General features: G+C 72.2%; 15 protein-coding genes. 3 read left to right on the forward strand and 12 right to left on the reverse strand.

Annotated features, from left to right (window positions below; genetic code table 11):
- Positions 1-2: 2 nt before the first annotated feature.
- Complete coding sequence (locus tag ACIRF9_RS25845) at positions 3-1,940, forward strand: hypothetical protein (RefSeq protein WP_403826748.1); 1,938 nt, start codon at positions 3-5, stop codon at positions 1,938-1,940.
- Here the strand turns inward: ACIRF9_RS25845 and otnC are convergent.
- From otnC to ACIRF9_RS25890, 9 genes are all read right to left on the reverse strand, one after another.
- Entirely contained in the window at positions 1,924-2,562 is a 639-nt protein-coding gene (gene otnC / locus ACIRF9_RS25850; protein ID WP_403826751.1) for a 3-oxo-tetronate 4-phosphate decarboxylase, read from the reverse strand. The two genes, ACIRF9_RS25845 and otnC, sit on opposite strands and share 17 nt — an antisense overlap.
- Entirely contained in the window at positions 2,559-3,830 is a 1,272-nt protein-coding gene (gene otnK / locus ACIRF9_RS25855; RefSeq protein WP_403826754.1) for a 3-oxo-tetronate kinase, read from the reverse strand. The genes otnC and otnK overlap by 4 nt, the downstream gene beginning before the upstream one ends.
- A 275-nt stretch (positions 3,831-4,105) precedes the next feature.
- Positions 4,106-5,191, reverse strand: coding sequence for an isocitrate/isopropylmalate dehydrogenase family protein (locus tag ACIRF9_RS25860; RefSeq protein WP_403826756.1), 1,086 nt, complete (start codon positions 5,189-5,191; stop codon positions 4,106-4,108).
- Entirely contained in the window at positions 5,188-6,087 is a 900-nt protein-coding gene (locus ACIRF9_RS25865) for a sugar phosphate isomerase/epimerase family protein (protein WP_403826757.1), read from the reverse strand. Before ACIRF9_RS25865 ends, ACIRF9_RS25860 begins: the two co-directional genes overlap by 4 nt.
- Positions 6,084-6,785: an aspartate/glutamate racemase family protein gene (locus ACIRF9_RS25870; RefSeq protein ID WP_403826760.1), complete on the reverse strand. Its 702-nt coding sequence runs from the start codon at positions 6,783-6,785 to the stop codon at positions 6,084-6,086. The genes ACIRF9_RS25865 and ACIRF9_RS25870 overlap by 4 nt, the downstream gene beginning before the upstream one ends.
- Positions 6,786-7,011: 226 nt before the next feature.
- The gene (locus tag ACIRF9_RS25875) at positions 7,012-7,728 is read right to left on the reverse strand and encodes a FadR/GntR family transcriptional regulator (RefSeq protein ID WP_403826763.1); all 717 of its coding nucleotides are present in this window, start codon (positions 7,726-7,728) and stop codon (positions 7,012-7,014) included.
- Between the two features lie 448 nt (positions 7,729-8,176).
- Positions 8,177-9,271 (reverse strand): ABC transporter ATP-binding protein, encoded by a 1,095-nt coding sequence (locus tag ACIRF9_RS25880; protein WP_403826765.1) that lies wholly within the window; start codon positions 9,269-9,271, stop codon positions 8,177-8,179.
- Positions 9,264-11,039 carry an ABC transporter permease gene (locus ACIRF9_RS25885; RefSeq protein WP_403826768.1) on the reverse strand — a complete coding sequence of 592 codons (1,776 nt, stop codon included), beginning with the start codon at positions 11,037-11,039 and terminating at the stop codon, positions 9,264-9,266. Before ACIRF9_RS25885 ends, ACIRF9_RS25880 begins: the two co-directional genes overlap by 8 nt.
- 44 nt (positions 11,040-11,083) lie before the next feature.
- Positions 11,084-12,298 (reverse strand): ABC transporter substrate-binding protein, encoded by a 1,215-nt coding sequence (locus ACIRF9_RS25890; RefSeq protein WP_403826771.1) that lies wholly within the window; start codon positions 12,296-12,298, stop codon positions 11,084-11,086.
- A 182-nt stretch (positions 12,299-12,480) separates the two neighbouring features.
- Between ACIRF9_RS25890 and ACIRF9_RS25895 the strand changes: the two genes are divergently transcribed.
- On the forward strand, positions 12,481-13,194 hold the full coding sequence (locus tag ACIRF9_RS25895) for a FadR/GntR family transcriptional regulator (protein ID WP_403826774.1): 714 nt from the start codon (positions 12,481-12,483) through the stop codon (positions 13,192-13,194).
- Positions 13,195-13,280: 86 nt separating this feature from the next.
- On the opposite strand, the gene acnA is transcribed toward ACIRF9_RS25895, so the two are convergent.
- The 3 genes from acnA to ACIRF9_RS25910 all read right to left on the reverse strand — a co-directional run bounded on the left by acnA (position 13,281) and on the right by ACIRF9_RS25910 (position 18,290).
- Entirely contained in the window at positions 13,281-15,929 is a 2,649-nt protein-coding gene (acnA, locus tag ACIRF9_RS25900) for an aconitate hydratase AcnA (protein WP_403826777.1), read from the reverse strand.
- 183 nt (positions 15,930-16,112) lie between these two features.
- Complete coding sequence (locus ACIRF9_RS25905) at positions 16,113-17,003, reverse strand: FCD domain-containing protein (RefSeq protein WP_403826780.1); 891 nt, start codon at positions 17,001-17,003, stop codon at positions 16,113-16,115.
- Positions 17,004-17,045: 42 nt separating this feature from the next.
- Positions 17,046-18,290 carry a lactonase family protein gene (locus ACIRF9_RS25910; protein WP_403826783.1) on the reverse strand — a complete coding sequence of 415 codons (1,245 nt, stop codon included), beginning with the start codon at positions 18,288-18,290 and terminating at the stop codon, positions 17,046-17,048.
- A gap of 106 nt (positions 18,291-18,396) precedes the next feature.
- On the opposite strand from ACIRF9_RS25910, the gene rraA reads away from it, so the two are divergent.
- On the forward strand, positions 18,397-18,930 hold the full coding sequence (gene rraA, locus ACIRF9_RS25915; protein WP_403826786.1) for a ribonuclease E activity regulator RraA: 534 nt from the start codon (positions 18,397-18,399) through the stop codon (positions 18,928-18,930).
- The last annotated feature ends 253 nt before the right edge of the window (positions 18,931-19,183 follow it).

Raw genomic sequence — 19,183 nt, forward strand, 5'->3', positions numbered from 1 at the left:
TCGTGAACCATGAGGGTGAGCAGAGACTGGACCAGATCGTCTTCCGCTGGGAGGGCAACCGCGGCCGAACCGGCACGGGCATCACCGCCGTGGCGTACTCGTGCGAGCGGGCCCGCGCCGAGGAACTGCGGGAGGAGCTCGCGCCGTTGCTCCAGACGGAGGGGACCGGGCAGCCGAGCCAGGTCCGCCACGTCCGTCCGGGCAACGGCGAGGTCGTCGTCATCAACCGGCGGCGGGGCCCCGACGCCCACGGCAGGGCCAGCACGGAGTCGCACGCGCTGATCGGGAACCGGGACGTCCTGAAGGCCAGACTGTGCCTGACACTCGGTCAACTCCCGCTCCCAGGCCCCTCGGACGGCCTGTACGACGCCGACCCCGCCCGCAGCCTGCCGACCCTCGGGCTCGACGACCTCAAGCACGCCGCCGAGCCGGCCTGGCAGCGGTTCACGGCACGCGTGGGGACGGTACGGGAACCGCTCGCCGCGGTCGCGGCCCAACTGCTGCGCACCCCGGACCATCTGATGTCGGTACGCATCCCGGAGTTCTCGGCCGAGCACACCAACGACACACCGCTGCTGATCTGGGGGCTGTGCGGCATCTTCGGCAGCTGGCTCGGGCGGGACTTCTGGACCTACGCGACCTACGACACCACCGACAGCCACGCGCTGCGCGTCATGGGCGTACCGCACTGGCGGACCTCGGCCGTCGAGGACCTGCGCCTGGAGCGGATCGCACTGCGCAGCGCACCGGACGACGAGGCCCAGTACATCGCGGCGGAACTGGTGCGGAGGTTCCTGCCCGAGCCGATCAAGGCCGCCGAGGTCCGCCGCGTGCTGTCCCAGTGCCCCACCGGGGCCGCGCTGCCGACGGGGGACCGGCTGCGCACCCTGACGAGACTGTTGGAGACGCCTCTCCCGCAGCCCGGCGGCTGGGCGTACGACACGGACGACCGCCCGGCACCTACGGCAGCCCCTGCCGGGGAAGCCGGAGCGGGGTTCGACGGAACCGGGTCCGGTCAGGTCGATCCGGTCGCGGACTGGTACCACGACCAGTCGGCCGCCGGGCAGCTCCACGCGCCCTCGCCCCTGCCCGCCCCGACACCGCCGCAGGGAAGCGACGACGACGGTGCCCCGGTGGTCGGCGCGCACCCGCAGGCCGTACGGCCCACGGGGGACGAGCCGAACGAGGCCCCGTCGCCGTATCTGCCCGACGAACCACTGCGGCCGTTGCCCGAGCCCCTCACCCTGGCCCGCGGCGTGGCCAACGGCGTCCTCCCGCGCGGCGGGCACGATCGCCCGGCACCGGCGGGCGGCCACGGCGGGGCGTCCGACGCGGTGCTGCTCACCCGGCTGGACACCCCGGACCTGTCGCGTCAGAAGGTCGACCGTCTCCTGGAGGCCCTGGCCTCCGGCACGCGACGGCGCACCCTCTGGCAGGCCCGCTACCTCGGTCGTCGGTTGCTGTGGAAACGGCTGTACCTGCGCCACGACCGACGCGCGGGCAGGGAGGGGGCGGACGGGCAGGATCCGCGCCGCGCCGCCGAGACGGCGTTCTGGCTGCTCCACTGGGCCGTGCTGCCGTACGTCGGGTACAAACCCCTCGCGGAACACCTGGTGAGCCTGATCCGTGACGCGTGCAAGGAGGACGGCCCGGTGGAGCGCCACTTCCTGCGGCTGATCGCCTTCGCGCCCGCCTACGGTGTGCCGAACCTCCCCTCCGAGGCGTGGTGGGAGCTGGTGCAGTACCTCCACAGAGCGGGCGCGGGGGAGTTACCGGAGCCACAGCGCGCACCACGGGGCCGCAGAGCGGACCGCCGGCAGGCACGGGCGGAGGCCGAGCGGGCACTGCCGTCGGACGACCGATGGCGGATCTTCTTCCTGGGGATGACCTGCGTCGCGGTCCTGCTGTTCCTGCTGCTCATGCTCACCGTGTGGTGGTGAGGGCAGCCTGTTCGGGGGTGAGGGGACGGGTGGGGTGGCCGTGGAGGAGGAAGAACAGCTTGGCCGTCTCCTCCAGTTCTTCGGCGGCGTCGGCGGCCTGCTCCAGGGTGGCTGCGGCGACGACGGGGCCGTGGTTGGCGAGCAGGACGGCGTGGTGGGTGCGCGCGGTCCGCTCGGCGAGGGTTTCCAGGCTCGTGTCGCCGGGGGCGTGGTAGGGCAGCAGAGGGAGGGTGCCGACGCGCATGGCGTAGTAGGCGGTGAGGGGCGGCAGCACGTCCTCGGGGTCGAGGTCGGCGCGGGTGGAGAGGGCGGCGGCGTAGGTGGAGTGCAGGTGGACGACGGCGTGGGCGGTGGGGCGGGCCCGGTAGAAGGCGGCGTGCAGGAACGCTTCCTTGGTGGGCTTCGGGCCGTCGAGCCGACGGCCTTGCACATCCGCGCGGGAGAGGTCGGTCTCGGTGACGGTGCCCAGGCCGGCGCCGGTGGGCGTGAGCAGGAGGGTGCCGTCGGCCAGGCGGACGGAGAGATTGCCGGTGGATCCGTGGGTCAGGCCGCGGGCGAAGAGGGACCGTGCGGTGGCGACGACGAGGGCCCGGGCGGCGGACTCGTCGGCGTAGCCGCTCACTTGGGCTCCGCCGGGGTGCGCAGGGCGCGGACGAAGAGGTCGGGGGCGCCGAAGTTGCCGGACTTGAGCATCAGGGAGAGGCCGCCTGTCTCGGTGGTGGCGTGGGTCCACGGGACGCCGGGGTCGGCCTCGTCGCCGACCAGGACGCTGCGGACGTTCAGTGCGGTCGTGACGGCGCCGGAGGTTTCCCCGCCCGCGACCAGCAGCCGGCGTACGCCGCGCTCGACCAGGTGGACGGCGAGGGAGCCGAGGAGGTCCTCGACCTGGGCGGCGGCTTCGGCGACACCCAGCCGGGCCTGGATCGCGGCCAGTTCCTCCGGCGGGGCGGAGGCGTGGAGCAGGACGGGCCGGGCGGGATCCTGGTCGTCGTACCAGGCGAGGGCTTCGCCCACGACGTCGCGTCCGGCGGCGGCCGCGAGGACGTCGAGGTGCAGGGAGGGCAGCCCGGCGGCGTGGAAGTGGGCGATCTGTTCCAGGGTGCGGGCCGAGCAGCTGCCGGCCAGGACGGCGGCAGGGCCGTCGAGGGGCCGCGGTTCCGGGGTGGCGTGGGTGGTGGCGGGGTAGGCGTGGCCGAGTCCTTCGGCCAGGCCCGCCGCTCCGGCGACGACGGCGAGTTCGAGGGCGGCGGCGCCGAGGACGGCGAGGTCGTCGTCGGAGAGGGCGTCGGCGATCACATGCCGCGTGCCGGCCCGCTCGTGGGCGATCAGGGCCTCGCGGACGGCTTCGACGCCCTGCCGCACGGTCGGCCAGCCGATGAGGCCGACGGGATGAGGGGTCTGCGCGGACAGCAGGCGCGGCAGTGAGGAGTCCGTCATCGGGTTGAGGGGGTGGTGGCGCAGCGGCGAGTCGGACAGCAGCTGGTCGTGGACGAAGAGGTGGCCCTGGTACACGGTGCGGCCGTTGGGCGGGGAGGCCGGGCAGTGGAGGGTGACGCGGGCGCCCGCGTTCTCCAGGAGCGCGTCGGTCACTTGGCCTATGTTGCCGCGGGGGGTGGAGTCGAAGGTGGAGCAGTACTTGAAGCAGACCTGCGCGACACCCTGGTCCCACAGCCAGCGCTGGGCGTCCAGGGATTCGGCGATCGCCTCGTCGACGGGGGTGGAGCGGGTCTTGAGCGCGACCACGGCCGCGTCGCAGTCCTTGGGCAGGGGCGTGTCCGGGCCGGGGACGCCGAAGACCAGAGCGGTGCGCAGACCGGCACGCCGGAAGGCGGCGGCGACGTCGGTGCCGCCGGTGAAGTCGTCGGCTGTGCAGCCGATGCGCGGGGACATGGTGGGCTTCTCCTAGGGCGTGCGGCGGGGTCGCGCGGGTGGCGCAGGCCTACGGGCGGGTCGTCCGGGACGGACGGGGCGTACGGGCGGCTTGCTCCGGCCGTCCGGGGTGGGTGGCGCGGCGGGCCTGCCTTGGGGTGTGGGTGTCGGGGGTGGGTGGCGCGGCGGGCCTGCCTTGGGGTGTGGGTGTCGGGGGTGGGTGGCGCGGCGGGCCTGCCCCGGAGCGCGGATGTCCGGGACGGACGGCGCGGCGCGCCCGCCCCGGAGCAGGGGTGTCAGTTCTGGCCGGCGCCGGCGGTGACGGCCTTGATGACGGCGGCGGTGAACTCGGTCGTGGAGGCTGAGCCGCCCAGGTCGCGCGTGGAGATGCCGGAGGCGATCGCCTCGGCGACCCCGGCCTCGATGATCTTCGCGACGCGGGCGGCGGCCTCGTCCTCGTGCCGGGCGCCGAGCCACTCGAACAGCATCGCGCCGGAGAGGATCATGGCGACCGGGTTGGCGACGTTCTGCCCGGCGATGTCCGGGGCGGAGCCGTGCGAGGCCTGGGCCATCGCCATGCCGGCGGAGGCGTTGATCGAGGGCGCGGTGCCCAGCGAGCCGGAGATCTCGCCGGCCAGGTCGGAGAGGATGTCGCCGAACATGTTCTCGGTGACGATGACGTCGAAGTCCTGGGCGCGGCGCACCAGGTGGACGGTCATGGCGTCGATGTGGAAGTCGTCGACCCGCACGTCCGGGTACTCCCGGGCGACCTCCTGGCACACCGTGCGGAACAGGCCGGTGGTGAGCTTGAGGACGTTGGCCTTGTGGACGATGGTCAGCTTCTTGCGGCGCGAGCGCGCGAGGTCGAAGGCGACGCGGGCGACGCGCTCGGTGGCGGCCCGGGTGATGATGCCCATGGCGATGGCGACGCCCTCGACGGGGCTGAACTCGCCGGTGCCGGCGTAGGTGTTGCGGTCGGCGTAGAAGCCCTCGGTGTTCTCACGGACGATGACCAGGTCGGCGTTCTCGCACACGGCCTTGGCCCCGGGGAAGCTCTTGGCGGGGCGGATGTTCGCGAACAGCTGGAAGTGCTTGCGCAGGGTGCCGGAGGGGTTGAGGGCCGACTTGTGCGGCTCGGGGTAGCCGACCGAGTCGTGCGGGCCGAGGAACCAGCCGTCCAGGTCGGCCAGGGCCTGCTTGGTCTCCTCCGGGACGGGGGTGTCGTGGGTCTCGATGGCGGTGGCGCCCAGCGGGAGGGTGACCCAGTCGACGGTCACGCCGGCGGCCCGGGCGGCGGCGGTGGCGATCTCGACGGAGGCGGGGACGATCTCGGGGCCGATGCCGTCGCCTTCCAGGACACCGAGGCGGTAGCTGGTGCTCATGATGCGGGTTCCTCTTTCGTCGGCTGCTGTTCGGGGCAGGAGGGGAGCGGGGACGGGGGTCGGGTCAGGGGGGCGGCCGCGTCGTCGAGCGCGGTCCAGGAACGGGCCGCGGCCCTCGGGCTGTCACCGTCCTGGGTGTGCTCCAGGGTCAGCCAGCCGGTGAAACCGGCCTGTCGCAGACCGCGCAGCAGGCCGGGGAGGCGGTGGTCCCCCACGCCCAGCGGGCCGCGGCCGGTGGGAGCGGCGAGCTGCACGCATCCAGTGACCGGGGCATGGGCGCGGACCGCTTCCAGGACGTCGAGGCCCTCGGCTTCCAGGTGGAAGGTGTCCAGCACCAGGCCGGTGCGGGCGTCCAGGCCGGCGGCGAAGGCCAGAGCGTCCTCGGGGGTGTTCCACAGGGACGTCGTCTCGCGGTTCTGCGGCTCCAGCAGGAGCCGGCCGTCGTGGGCGCGGACCTCGTCGGCCAGCCGCCGTACGGCGCGTTCGGCCCAGGTCCGCTGCATGTCCTCCAGGCCGGGAAGAAGCCTTCCGCGTGCCTGGCCGAGGGTGAGCGGCACTCCGAGCGCCCCGGCCAGGCGGGCGGCACCCAGCAGCCGGTCCAGCGCGTGCCGGCGTACGTCGGGGGCCGGGTCGGTGAGGGTGAGGCGGTCCTGGGCGGCGACGGGTCCGGTGCCGACGGCCAGGATGCGCACACCTGCGGCGTCGGCCGCCGCCGTCAGCGCGGGGGCGTCCTGCTCGCTCACCCGGCGCACCTGTACCTCCAGGCCGGTGTAGCCGAGTTCGGCCAGACACTCGGCGGCCTCGGCGAACGGTGCCTGGTACCCCAGGGGGACGGGGGTGCGGCAGTCGTCGGAGGAGACCGTGTAGGCGGTCGGCCAGGGCAGGGGGCCGGTCATGACACCGCCGCCTCGGATGCGGCCCGCTCGCCCAGGAGCAGGGCGCGCAGCTCGCGGGCGGCGGCGCCGGCCCCGTCGAGCACGGGCAGGCCCATCAGTTCGGCGAGGGCGTCACGGGCCGGGGTCAGCGAGTACTGGGCGAGCAGCACGGCCTGCGCCGAGTCGCCGCCGCCCGCGCGGAGGGCGTCGGCGAGCCGGTCGGCGGTCGCTGCGGGGCCGGTGGCCCGCGCGGCGGCTTCGCTGAGCACGGTGGTGATCTGCAGCGGGCGGCCGCCCCGTACGAGCGGGACCAGCGCCTCGAGCTGGGCGACGGCCGCCGGGACGGCCGGGGGAGTGGAGGCCGCCACGGCGATCCGGTCGTACGGACCGGCCAGCGCGGCCTTGAACATCGCCTCGTCCGACTTCAGGATCGGCGCGTCCCACAGGGTGCGGGCGGTGTCCACCACCTCGCCGTAGGAGGAGCAGGTCAGCAGCAGGCCCTGGGCACCGGCGTCCATGACGTGGCCGATCAGGCGGAGCATACGGCGGCGCAGGGAGCCGGTCAGGCCGCCGGCGTCCCGGGCGTCGTCCAGGAGACGGTCGTCGAGGACGTTCCAGAGACGGGCCTCGGGGAATGCGCGGGCGAAGGTCTGCTGGGCGATACGGGCGCCGGACGGAACGGCGTGGATCAGGGCGACCAGGGGTCGGGGCTCGATCACCGGGGTTTCTTCCTCTTCCGGTAGGCGGGGAGCCTAACTGAGCTGCCGCCTGGGCCTGTTCCGGTCGGCGCGGGGCGGTGGACCGAAGTCTGGAAGGGCCTGGGCGGGGCACGGCAGGGTCGTTTCTGCCTCGCCGCCACTGTAGAGAGATTCGGTCAACCGGTCAACCGGTTGCTCTCATGGGGCCGCGCGGGTGTATCGCCCTCCCGTGCGGATCCGGGCTCCGTCAGCTGCCCTCGCGCTGCTCCAGGGCCTCCCTGAGGCGTCGGGACGCGCCCTCCATGTGGGCGGCCATCGCGGCGCGCGCCGCGTCGGCGTCGCCCTTCTCGACCGCTTCGAAGATCGGCACGTGATCGGCGTAGGCGACCTCGCGGGGCCGTACCGCGCCGGTGCGCCGCACCCAGCCGCGCTGGATCATCGCGCGCATCCCCCGGAGCATGTCCCGCAGCACCACGTTGCCCGCCAGCTCGGCCAGCGCGGCGTGGAAGGCGGTGTCCGCCTCGGCGAACTCCTCGTCCGGGCACTCGCGCATCGCGGCGAGCCTGGCGCGCAGCAGTTCCACCCCGGCCTCGTCACGGGTCGTGGCGGCCAGGCCGGCGACCACGACCTCCAGCTCGGCGCGGGCCTCCAGCATGTCGCGGGCGCCGCGTTCGCCCAGGACGAGGCCGAGCTCGAAGAGGCGGTAGAGGACGTCGGAGTCGGTTCCGCGGAAGTAGGTGCCGCTGGACTGACGGATCTCCAGCAGGCCGAGGAAGCCCAGGGACTTGATCGCCTCACGGACGGTGGGCCGGTTCACGCCGAGCATCTCGGTCAGCTGCCGCTCGGAGGGGATCCGGTCGCCGGGCTGCACCTCGCCGGACATCAGGTAGTCGATCAGGCGCCGGGAGACCTCGGCAGCCAGCGGCTCCCGCGGCTCGACGGTGATCCTCGAGAGTTCGGCCATGGAATTCCTCGCTTCGGTATGGACGTAATGGCTGGATTCTATTTACCTACCGGCGATCCGGTAGACCAGTCGTCCGGAGCGTTGGCAAGCGCGCACCCCTTCGCCGCCGACCGGCGCCGCTCGTGCCCCCACCGGCCCGTGTCGGAAGGCCCCGCCCCACGCGGAGTGGAGCGGGGCCTACGTACGCTCGGGACAGGCAGACGCAACGGATGTCCCCGGGATCCAGGCCCGCGGCGGCGGCCTGGTCCAGGAACTGCGTGCGCATGTCGTCCGGGGTGGTCAGCGCGTCGAGCATGATCAGCCCGTCCGGGGTGCGGACGATCACCAGCCCGAGGTAGTCGGTACCGAAGTACCAGGCGTTGTCCAGGAACCGGACTCCCCCCGCGGGCATGGGCCGGGCGTACTCCTTCTAGAAGAAGTCTCCTCGGTGTCGAAGTGACCGGACGGTTCAGGCTGTTGCCGGGTACAGAAGGCAGTCCTCGGGCCGGATCAGCAGGTTGATCTCCTCGCCCTCGTGGCGGACGGTGCTCTCGGCGTGGATCTCGAGATCGCCGACCGTGAGCTGGTACTCGAAGCGGGCGCCCGTGTAGGAGCACTGCTTGATCGTGGCCCGCAGGACGTTGACGTCGTCGCCGGCCACGTCAGCGCGGTCGGCGAGGGTGATGCGCTCGGACCGCAGACCCACGGTCGCGCTCTGGCCCGCGCTGACACCCTTCGTCCGGACGACCATCAAGTGCCGCCCGGTCGTGCCGAGTTCGACCCGGACGGTCCTGCCCTCGGCCGGTGCCGCGTCGATACGCCCCCGCAGCAGGTTGCAGCGGCCGATGAAGCCCGCGACCTCCGGGGTGGCCGGCGTCTCGTAGATCTCGGTCGGGGTGCCCACCTGCTGGAGGCGGCCGTGCATGAACACGGCGATGCGGTCGGACAGGGACATGGCCTCGACCTGGTCGTGGGTGACGTAGACCGTGGTGATACCGACCTCGCGCTGGAGCGACTTGAGCCAGACCCGGGCCTGGTCGCGCATCTTGGCGTCCAGGTTGGACAGCGGCTCGTCGAGCAGCAGCACCCCGGGCGCGTACACGATGCCCCGGGCGAGGGCGACCCGCTGCTGCTGACCGCCGGAGAGCTGGTGCGGGTAACGGTCGCGCAGGTGCAGCATGTCGACCTTGTCGAGCGCCTCGTCGATGAGGCGCTTCTGCTCGGGCTTGGCGACCTTGCGCAGCTTCAGCGGCAGGGCCAGGTTGTCGGCGATCGTCATGTGCGGCCACAGCGCGTACGACTGGAAGACCAGGCCCAGGTTGCGGCCCTCCGGCGGCACCGCGGAGCGCGGGTTCCCGTCGAAGAAGACCTGGTCGCCGACGCGGATGGTGCCGGACTCGGGGTGTTCCAGGCCCGCGACACAGGCGAGCGTGGTGGACTTGCCGCAGCCCGACGGGCCCAGCAGGGTGAAGAACTCACCGTCGTTGACGGTGAAGTTGACGTCCTCCAGGACGGCGTTTCCGCCGAAGGACTTCTTGAGGTTCTCGACGACCAGCTCAGGCATGGGTGTTCTCCTTCCCGCCCTTGAGCAGGAGTCCGGCGAGGCCGGCGACGACGGCGGTGACGGCGATCTGCAGGGTGGCGAGGGCGGCGACGGAGCCGGTCTCGCCCTGGGTCCACAGGTCGATGGCGGTGGTGCCGATGACCTGCGACTCGGCTCCCGCGAGGAACATGGCGGGCGCGTACTCGCGGATCATCTGGGTCCAGATGAGCAGGAAGGAGGCGAGCATCGCGGGTATCAGCAGGCGGATCAGGATCCGGGAGACGGTCCGCCACCAGTCGGCCCCTGCGACCCGGGCGGCGTTGTCGAGCTCGCTGCCGAGTTGCATCGTCGCCGGTGAGATGGCCCCGTACGCCGACGGCAGGGCCCGTACCCCGAAGGCGATGACGAGCGCGACGAGCGTGCCGCGGACCGCGTCGCCGCCGGGCGTCCAGGCGAAGGCCCAGAAGAAGCCGATACCGATGATCAGGCCCGGCACCGCGTGCGGGGACTGCGCGGCGATCTCCAGCAGCCGGGCCAGGCGGAAGTCCGACCGGCGCGCCACCAGGACCACCACCGTGCCGAACACGGTCACCGCGATGGCGCCGACGAAGGCCACGGTGATGCTGTTGGTGATCGACTCGGTGTACGGCGCGTAGGAGAAGATCAGCCGGAAGTTGTCGAGGGTGAGCAGCTTCAGCGGGTTCACCAAAGGGGTGAGCAGGGTGGTGAACGCGCGCAGGATCAGGGCGATCATCGGCAGCAGGGCGCCGAAGACGACGTACACGCCCACGAAGGCGAAGCCCGCCCACTTCCACCTGCCGAGGTCGAGCAGGTTCGAGCGGGTCGCCTTGCCGCGCACCGAGACGAACCGCTGGGCGTGCTTGAGCAGACGGGACTGCAGGACGACCAGGCCGACGGTGGACAGCAGGATGAGCGTGGAGGCGGCGCCCAGCAGGCCGTAGTCGGGGCTGACGGAGTCGATGCCCTGCTCGTACAGGAAGCTGGAGAAGAGGGTGATCTCCGCGGGCTCGCCGAGGATCAGCGGGATGGACAGTGTCTCGACCGCCGTGCCGAAGATCAGCAGACCGGCGTAGAGCATCGGCGGCCGCAGCATGGGGACGACGACGGACCGCAGGATGCGCAGCGGCCCGGCGCCGACCGAGCGGGCCGCGTTCTCCAGCGAGGTGTCCGACGCGGCAAGGGCGTTGGCGCAGAACAGGTAGGCGACCGGAACCTGCGCGACGGCCTCGACGAAGGCCATGCCGGGCAGCGTGTAGAGGTTCCACGGCACCCAGCCGAAACCCTCGCGCAGCGCGGTGGTCAGGAAGCCGGCCGGGCCGTAGACCACGATCCAGCCGAAGGCCAGGACCAGCGGCGAGATGTAGATCGGCCAGCGCAGCACCTGGCCGAACAGCCGGGCCGCGGGGAACCTGGTCCGCTGCAGCAGGATGGCCATCGGTACGGCGATGACGAGGGCGAACACGGTGGTCAGGACCGCGAAGCAGAGCGTGTCGAGGATGATCGTGCCGAACTCCGCCTCGGTGAAGAGGTGGACGTAGTTCGACAGGGTGAAGGCGCCGCCCGCGGCGTACAGCGGCTGGTCGCGCACCGACTGGTAGAGGATCGGGACGACCGGGGCGAGGACGAGCGCGGCGGTGACGAGGAACGTCACCCAGTGGATGGTGACTTCACGGCCGGCGCCGAACAGGCGCCGGTACTGCGGTGTCCCGAGTTCGCCCGCGCGCAGGGTGCGCGGCGGGGCGGACACCGGGGGTGTCTGGGTGGCCATGGCTGCTCCGTACGGAAGGAAGGGCGGTTGACAGGGGTGACGGGTCAGCCCATGGCCTTCTCCCAGCGCTCGACATACGCGTCCTGCGTGTCCTTCGGCACCTCGGTGTAGCGGTAGAGGTGCACGCGGTCGGCGCCGACCTTGCGCCGGATGTCCTGGAGGCTGTCGCTGTCGTCCTGCTCCACGCCCTCGCGGTACGGCGTCAGACCGCCTCTGGCGGCCGCGGCCTGGCCCTCGGCGGAGAGCAGGAAGTCGACGAAGAGACGGGCGGCGTTCGGATGCGGCGCGGTCTTCACGATCGAGGCGGCGCGCGGGACGACCAGCGTGCCCTCCGCGCAGTACGACCAGCCCAGCAGCCCGCCGCTGCCCTCGGCGGCCGGGACGGCGACACCGCCGCTGAGGTTGAAGGAGGCGTCGTACTCACCGGAGACGACCTTCTCCACGAGGGTGCCCGAGGAGTGGTCCGCGCGGGCGAAGGGCAGCAGGCGCCCGAGGGTCTCCCAGCCGCCCGCGACACTGCTCGTGTAGCCCTGGTTGCTGGAGTAGCCGTAGGCGTTGGTGGGGTCGTACACGCCGATCCTGCCGCGGAAGCGGGAGGGCTTGGCCTCGGCGATCTCCGCCAGGGAGACCAGGCCCTTCGGGTACTGGGACGTGTTCAGCGTCTCGCGGTTGTACAGGACGACGACGGGGTCGGTCGTGAACACCCAGACGCCGGGCAGCATCTCCGCCCAGTCGGGCAGACGGCTCTTCTCCGGCGAGCTGTGACGCGCCGCGACCCTACGGGACGCGTAGTCGGCCCAGAGCGGGCCGCCGTTGGAGACCAGCAGGTCGGCGGGGGAACCGCCGGTGGCGGCCTCGCTGTAGTAGCGCTCGTAGACGGCGGAGCTGCCGAGGTTGGTGGCACGCAGGTCCGCCAGCCACGGGTAGTGGGCCGTGAACGCGTCGAAGATCGGCTGCCAGGCGGTCTGTGAGGTGTTCGAGTAGATCAGGAGTTTCTTCTCGCGGCGCGAGGCGTCGACGATCTTCTCGTACGAGCCCGGGTAGTACGCGGGTTCGGCTGCGCGGCGGCGTTCGCGTCCGTGGTGGTACAGCCGCCTAGCGTGCCGCCGGTGACGGCGAGGGCTCCGACGGCGGCGGTACCGCGCAGCACGCTGCGACGGGACTGCCTGCGGGCGGGTTCCGCTGCGGCTGCTCGGCCGAAACGGGTGGAAAACATGGGGGCTCTTCTCGTGAGGGCGCGACGGCGCTGTCAGCTGCATCGAGAGCACCGGATCCTGCGGCTGCCTCCGCCTGGGACGGCGGTGCCGGTGCTGCTCCCTTTGGTTTCGACGACGATGACCGCAACCGGTCAACCTGTCAACCATTCCGCCTGGTTTACTTTTGGATCGTGCGCGTCAGTCCTGCCGCGCCGGTGAACCGCCAGACAGGGAGGGCTGCGGCCATGGCCGGGCTTGCGCGGATCGAACGGGAGGAGCCGCAGGCTCCCGCGGTGGAGGTGGCTCGTCGCCTGCTGGACCACCTGCTGACCTCGGGCCGGCTCGGGGCCGGTGACCGGCTGCCGCCGGAGCGGGAGCTCGCGGAGACCTTCGGCGTGGGCCGCTCCGCGGTCCGCGAGGCACTCAAGTCCCTGTCCCTGCTGGGACTCCTGGAGATCCGGCAGGGCGACGGGACCTATGTGCGAGGCGCCACCTCGGACCTGTTGCCGCAGGTCCTGGAGTGGGGGCTGATGCTGGGCGACCACACGATGGACGAACTCCTCGAGGCACGCGCGTGCGTGGAGGTCGACCTCGCGGAGCTGGCCGCCGTCCGCAGGACGGACAACGACGTCACCGCCCTGGAGGCGCACCTGGCCCGGATGGCCGCCGAGCACGACGACCCGGAGCGCTACCTGGAGGCCGACCTGGCCTTCCACCGGGCGCTGGCCCAGGCCTCGCACAACGGCGCCCTGGCCGGCCTGCAGGCCCGCCTGGAGGCGCTGGTGGTCGTGTGGATCCGGCAGAACATCCGCAGGCCGGGGGAGGGGCGCCTCGATGAGCACGAGGCCGTGCTGAAGGCCGTGCGGGCCAAGAACCCGCGTGCCGCGCGGGCCGCCATGCACGCCCACATGGACTCGGCGACCCGCCGCCTGAGGGCCCGGCTGGGCGGCAGGGGCTGAGGGGCGGCAGCCGTCGGAACAGCCATCGCAAACCGGTTTACCGGTTGATATGCTCCACCGTGTTGCCCCCGCCGCGGAGAGGAGCGTCATGGTGCGGGAAGGGCGCGGCGGACCACGTACGGCAGGATGCCGCCGTGGCGGAGGTAGGTCAGCTCCTGACGGGAGAAGATCCGCAGCCGCAGTTCCGCGGTGTCGTGGCGGCCCTCGGCGCCGCGCAGCCGCAGGGTGACCCGGTTGGTGCCGACGGTCAGGCCGTCGAGTCCTTCGAAGGAGAGCTCCGCCTCGCCGGTGAAGGCGTGGGAGGAGGCGTCGTCGCCCTCGGTGAACTCCAGTGGCAGGACGCCCATGCCGATCAGGTTGCTGCGGTGGATGCGTTCGTACGACCCGGCGATGACCGCGCGCACGCCCAGCAGCGCCTGGGCCTTGGCCGCCCAGTCCCGGCTGGAGCCGGCCCCGTAGTCGCGGCCGGCGACGACGACCAGGTCGTAGCCCGCCTCCCGGTAGGTGGGGGCGGCCTCGTGGACGGGCAGGACCCGGGTGCCGTCGGCCGTGTACGCGTGGCCGCCCGGTCCCGGCTGGTCGTCGAGCAGCAGATTGGTCACCGCCGCGTTGGTGAAGGCTCCGCGCAGCATGACCTCGTGGTTGCTGCGGCGCGTGGAGTACTGGTTGAGGTCGCGGCGGGCGACTCCGCGTTCGGTGAGCCACCGGCCCGCCGTGCTGCGGGCGGGGATGGCGCCGGCGGGGGAGATGTGGTCGGTGGTGACGTTGTCGCCGAGCCGGAGGAGGACCCTGGCGCGGTCGATCGTGAGGTGCGCCGGCGGGTGCGCGGACAGCTCCGTGAGGTGCGGCGGGCGGCGGATGTACGTCGACTCCGGGTGCCAGGGGAAGCGGGTGCCGCCGGGGGCGTCGATCTCCCGCCAGGCCGGGGTGCCCTGCCGGATGCGTGCGGCGTTGGCCCGGAACATCTCCGGCTGTACGAACTTCTCGACGCAGGAGGCGACCTCCTCGTCCGAGGGCCACAGGTCCTCGAGGAAGACCGGCCGGCCGTCGTGGTCCGTCCCCAACGGCTCCTCGTCGAAGTCGTGGAGGACCGACCCGGCCAGGGCGTAGGCGACGACCAGGGGCGGAGAGGCGAGGTACGACAGGGAGACGCGGGGGTTGACGCGGCCCGCGAAGTTGCGGTTGCCGGACAGGACGGCGACCGGTTCGGCCGCGCCGTCCTCGGCGAGGTCCTCCATCGCCGGGTGCAGGGGGCCGGAGTTGCCGATGCAGGTCATGCAGCCGAAGCCGACGATGTGGAAGCCGGTCTTCTCCAGGGCGGGCAGCAGCCCGGCCCTGCGCAGGTACTCCTCGACGACGCGTGAGCCGGGGGAGAGCGAGGTCTTGACCCAGGGCTTGGCGGTCAGCCCCGCCCGCACCGCCCGTTCGGCGAGCAGCGCCGCCTGTACCACGAGGGCCGGGTTGGCGGTGTTGGTGCAGCTGGTGATGGCGGCGATGGCGACGGGGCCGTCGGGGAGCGGTTCGCCGAAGGCGTCCCGGGCCGCGCTCGCTCCGGGGCGCGCTCGGCCTGCGGCCTGGCGGAACGAGTCCGGGACGCGGGACAGCGGCAGCCGTTGGTGCGGCAGGTTCGGGCCCGCCACGCTGGGTTGGACGGTGCCGAGATCGAGGTCGAGCAGCTGGTCGTAGCGCGGGACGGGGCGGTCGGCGGTGCGCTTGAGGCCCTGTGCGGTGAGATAGGCGTCGACGCGCCGGACATGGTCCTCGGTCCGGCCGCTCAGCCGCAGATAGGCGGCGGTCTCGTCGTCGTAGGGGAAGTGGACGCAGGTCGCGCCGTACTCGGGGGCCATGTTGGAGACCGCGGCACGCTCGGCCCAGCCCAGCGAGGTGACGCCGTCGCCGCAGAACTCGACGAACTTGTTCACCACGCCGTGGGCGCGCAGGAGTTCGGTCAGGGTGAGGGCGAGGTCGGTGGCGCCGATGCCCTGCCGCAGCCGGCCGGTCAGGCGCACGCCGACCACGTCCGGGTAGGGGATGGTGACCGGCTCGCCCAGCATGGCGGCCTGTCCTTCGAGGCCGCCGACGCCCCAGCCGACCACGCCCAGGGCGTTGATCATCGGAGTGTGGCTGTCGGTCGCCACCAGGACGTCCGGGTGCAGCCAGGGCAGGCCCCCGTCGGCCGCCTCCGTCACCCACACGACACGGGCCAGCACCTCCATGTTGACCTGGTGGATGATGCCGGTGCCCGGCGGGACGACACGGAAGTTGTCCACGCTGCGCTCGGCCCACTTGACCATCTCGTACCGTTCGCCGTTGCGCCGGAAGTCGATGAGCAGGTTGCGCTCCACGGCGTCGGGGCGGCCGTACTCCTCGACGATCACGGAGTGGTCCACGGTGAGGTCCACGGGGATCGACGGCTGCAGCCGCCCGGGATCCCCGCCGAGTTCGGCGACGCTGTCGCGCATGGCCGCGAAGTCGGCCAGGGCCGGCAGGCAGGTGGTGTCGTGCAGCATGATCCGGTTCGGGTGCACCGGCACCTCGCAGCTGCCGCTGCCGGCGCGGGCCCGGGCCGCCACGTCCGCCAGCGACTCCGGGGCCCGGCGGGCCACGTTCTCCAGCAGCACCCGCACCGCGTACGGCAGCGCGTCCAGCTCCTCGGCCGCGAGGACCCGGTCCAGGGGCCGGTAGCGGTAGGAGCGGCCCTCGACGGTGAGCACGGCGGTGAGGTCGGCGTTCATGATCCCCTGCTGTCGTAGGCGTGGCGAGGTCTCCGCGAGATTGCATCAATGCTCAAGGCAAGTACAAACATGCCTCTCGGCGCCTTGAGGACAGGCTGCGGCGCCCTCATATTGTCTCACTCCGCTTATTGATACAACCTCTGCCATGGAGCTGCCTGGGGAGCCCTCGTGGCGAGGTGACGACTACTCCTCGGGGGCGGTCCCGGTCTTGATCGACCGCACCTTGCTCAGGTGCTCGTGCAGGAAGGACGAGGCAGCCTCGAGGTCGCCGCTCTCCACCAGGTCCAGGAGCCTGAGGTGCTCGCGGGCCTGGTTGGCCAGGCGGGAGCGGTCGATCTGGTGGCGGTACTCGATCAGCCGGCGCAGCCGGTTCTGCCGGCGTACGGCCTCGAGGAGGAACTGGTTGCCGGAGCAGCCGACCAGCATCTCGTGGAACGAGGCGTTGACCTGGAACAACTCGGCGCGCGGGAGCAGCAGGATGTCCCCGTGCAGCAGGGCCTCCTGCTGCCGGCGGTGCAGCGCGAACGCATCGGCGTCCACGGTGAAGCCCGGTTCCAGCAGTGCGGCCGGCTCGATGATCATCCGGAACCGGTAGCTCTGGGCGTGCGCGTCGACCGTCGCCATGACGTGCTGGAACTCCCAGCCCCGGCCGCCCGGCTTGCGCCGGACCAGGTCCTCCGCCTCCATCCGGGCCAGCACCCGGTCCGCCTGACGCGGCGTCAACCGGTAGCGGCGGGCGATGTCGGCCGAGGTGAAGGCGCCCGTGAAGCGCCCCGCGACATAGTCGTCGGCGATCTCGAAGTACGCCGACTGCTCCACGTCCTCGCCCTGGCTCAGGTCCGGCCGGGCCAGGGCGCTCGCGTCCCGCGCGAGGAAGAAGCCCCGGTTGGGAACGCGTTCGAGGATGCCCACCTCGTGCAGGAACAGCATCGCCTTGCGCACCGGGGTGCGGGAGACCTCCAGGGTGTCCGCCGCCCACTGCTCGGTGACGTGCGCGCCCTCCTTCAGCCCGCTGCGGCGGAAGAGGTCCACCAGCCGGGTGGCGAGTGAGGTGGTGAGGTTCGGCCGCGACATCGTTCCTGCGCTCTTCCCATGAGGGATCGGTGACGCCACAGCTTACGGAACGCGCTGGAGGAGGACGCACACCGGAGAGCCGGTGCGCACCACCGTTCCCGTGGGCGTGAGCCCGCCGCCCGCGGTGTCGACGTCGTACGTCACGACGGTGTGGCTGCGCTCGTTGGCGGCGTAGAGCCTGCGCCCGTCGGGGCTCAGACAGAAGAACCGCGGCCGGATGCCCTGGGTGGAGATCCACTCCACGGGCCGCAGCCGCCCTGTCCGCGCCGACACCTGGAACACGCCGATGATGTCCGGCTCGGGACCGCCCGGGCTGCTGTCCCCGGCGCCGCCGCGGTTGGAGGCGTACACGAACCGCCCGTCCGGGCTGACCGCGATCTCCGCACCCCGGCTGTCGCCGGTCATGGTGGGTGCGGTGCTCGACAGGATCTGCAGCGGCTCCAGCGCGCCCTTCCCCGCGTCCCACCCGTAGGCGGTCACCGTCGAGCGCAGTTCGTCGATCGTGTACGCGTACGGCAGGCGCGGGTGGAAGGCGATGTGCCGTGGCCCGGCGAACTCACGGGTCGCCACGGACGAGGCGAGGCCCAGCTTTCCGGACCCCGCGTCGAGGGTGAGGGTGAAGATCCGGTCCAGGCCCTTGTCCGGTACGACGAGGAAGCGGCCGTCGGGTGAGAAGGGCACGTGGTGCGGCTTGCAGCCGGTCTGCTCCGTGCGGTGCGGACCCGGAGTGCCGGGCAGGGGCAGCAGGTCGGCGACCGGGCCGAGCCGGCCGTCGTCCAGCAGCGGCAGGGTCGCCACGCTGCCCGAGGAATGGTTGGCCACCACCAGGAAGCGGTTGGTGGGGTCGACCGCGAGGTGCGCCGGGTTGCGTCCGCCGGTGTCCTGGTGGCCCAGGGCGGTGAGCAGGCCGGTGCCGGGGGCGATGCGGTAGGCGCTGACGTAGGTGAAGTCGCCGTGCACCGCGTACAGGAAACGCCGGGTGCGGTCGGTGGCGAGGAACGTCGGATTGTCCAGCTCGACGGTTTGGAGCAGTGTGGGGTCGTCGCCGTTCGGGCCGAGGTCGTACACCTCGATGCCCTTGCCCTGCCCCTCGCGCGCGGCCGTGGTCCGGGAGCCCACGTAGGCGACGGTCCGTGCCCGTCGCGAGGAACGCGAGGAACGGGCTGCCGCCGCCGACCTGGCCTGTACGGCTCCCATGGCCGCGATCGGGAGGGTGACCATCGCCCTCCGGGACAGCGCGGCGGCTGTCCTGGGCTGTCGCTGACCGAGGCTGGTGGATGAGGTCACGTCCGCTCCCGTCCCTGGAAAATGATCGACGCGGACTAATTGTATCGACCGTGTTTTTGATACAAAAGGCTCGGAGATGAACTCGAAGAGGTTGGAGCCCGCGCCCATGTCCACGACACCGCCCATGTCCACGACACCCGTCCCCACCGCCGATCTCGTCGACGAACACGGCGACCGACTGCGCGTCTGTGACGTGCAGTTCACCTCGTACGGCGCCCTGCGCTCCTTCGCCGGACCGATCCGGACCGTCTCCTGCCGCGAGGACAACGCCCTGCTGCACGCACTCCTGCGCGAACCCGGTGACGGACACGTCGTGGTGGTCGACGGCGGGGCCTCCCTGCGCAGCGCCCTGCTCGGCGACCTCATGGCCGAGCGGGCCCGCGGCAACGGCTGGGCCGGCCTGGTGATCCTCGGCGCGGTCCGTGACGTCGCCGTGCTGGCCGGGATATCCGTCGGCGTGCAGGCCCTCGGCAGCAATCCGCGCAAGAGCGGCAAGGCCGGCAGCGGGGCGGTGGACGTGCCGGTGAGCTTCGGTGGGGTCACCTTCGCGCCCGGAGACGTCCTGCACGCCGACGAGGACGGGGTGGTGCTGCTCCCCGCCTCCGCGCCGGCCGATCTGAACCGGACGCCCCGGGCGTGACACCTGGGGCATCCGACGTGGGGCGCTCCGAGGCGCGACCCCTACCGCGCCCCGCCCGGGAACAGGGTGCGGGCGCGGTAGGGGCCGGGTGAGACGAAGACGCCGTCCGCGGTGACCAGCGCGACCGAGGGACCGTCCTCGACTGTGATCGAGCCCGCCACGAAGATCCTGCCCGAGGGCGGGAGATTGCGGTCCGTACCTCCCCCAAGTCTCGGCTTCGCTCGACCAGGGGGGACCCCCATCGCGGTACCAC

Source organism: Streptomyces sp. NPDC096132, assembly GCF_044763345.1.
Taxonomy (GTDB): Bacteria; Actinomycetota; Actinomycetes; order Streptomycetales; family Streptomycetaceae; genus Streptomyces.

Coding starts and splice junctions, on each gene's coding strand:
- ACIRF9_RS25865 (WP_403826757.1), bottom strand. CDS start 6,087: ATGACCGGCCCCCTGCCCTGGCCGACCGCCTACACGGTCTCCTCCGAC.
- rraA (WP_403826786.1), top strand. CDS start 18,397: ATGTCCACGACACCGCCCATGTCCACGACACCCGTCCCCACCGCCGAT.
- ACIRF9_RS25880 (WP_403826765.1), bottom strand. CDS start 9,271: ATGCCTGAGCTGGTCGTCGAGAACCTCAAGAAGTCCTTCGGCGGAAAC.
- ACIRF9_RS25885 (WP_403826768.1), bottom strand. CDS start 11,039: ATGGCCACCCAGACACCCCCGGTGTCCGCCCCGCCGCGCACCCTGCGC.
- otnK (WP_403826754.1), bottom strand. CDS start 3,830: ATGTCCCCGCGCATCGGCTGCACAGCCGACGACTTCACCGGCGGCACC.
- ACIRF9_RS25875 (WP_403826763.1), bottom strand. CDS start 7,728: ATGGCCGAACTCTCGAGGATCACCGTCGAGCCGCGGGAGCCGCTGGCT.
- acnA (WP_403826777.1), bottom strand. CDS start 15,929: ATGAACGCCGACCTCACCGCCGTGCTCACCGTCGAGGGCCGCTCCTAC.
- ACIRF9_RS25860 (WP_403826756.1), bottom strand. CDS start 5,191: ATGAGCACCAGCTACCGCCTCGGTGTCCTGGAAGGCGACGGCATCGGC.
- ACIRF9_RS25890 (WP_403826771.1), bottom strand. CDS start 12,298: ATGCAGCTGACAGCGCCGTCGCGCCCTCACGAGAAGAGCCCCCATGTT.
- ACIRF9_RS25895 (WP_403826774.1), top strand. CDS start 12,481: ATGGCCGGGCTTGCGCGGATCGAACGGGAGGAGCCGCAGGCTCCCGCG.
- ACIRF9_RS25905 (WP_403826780.1), bottom strand. CDS start 17,003: ATGTCGCGGCCGAACCTCACCACCTCACTCGCCACCCGGCTGGTGGAC.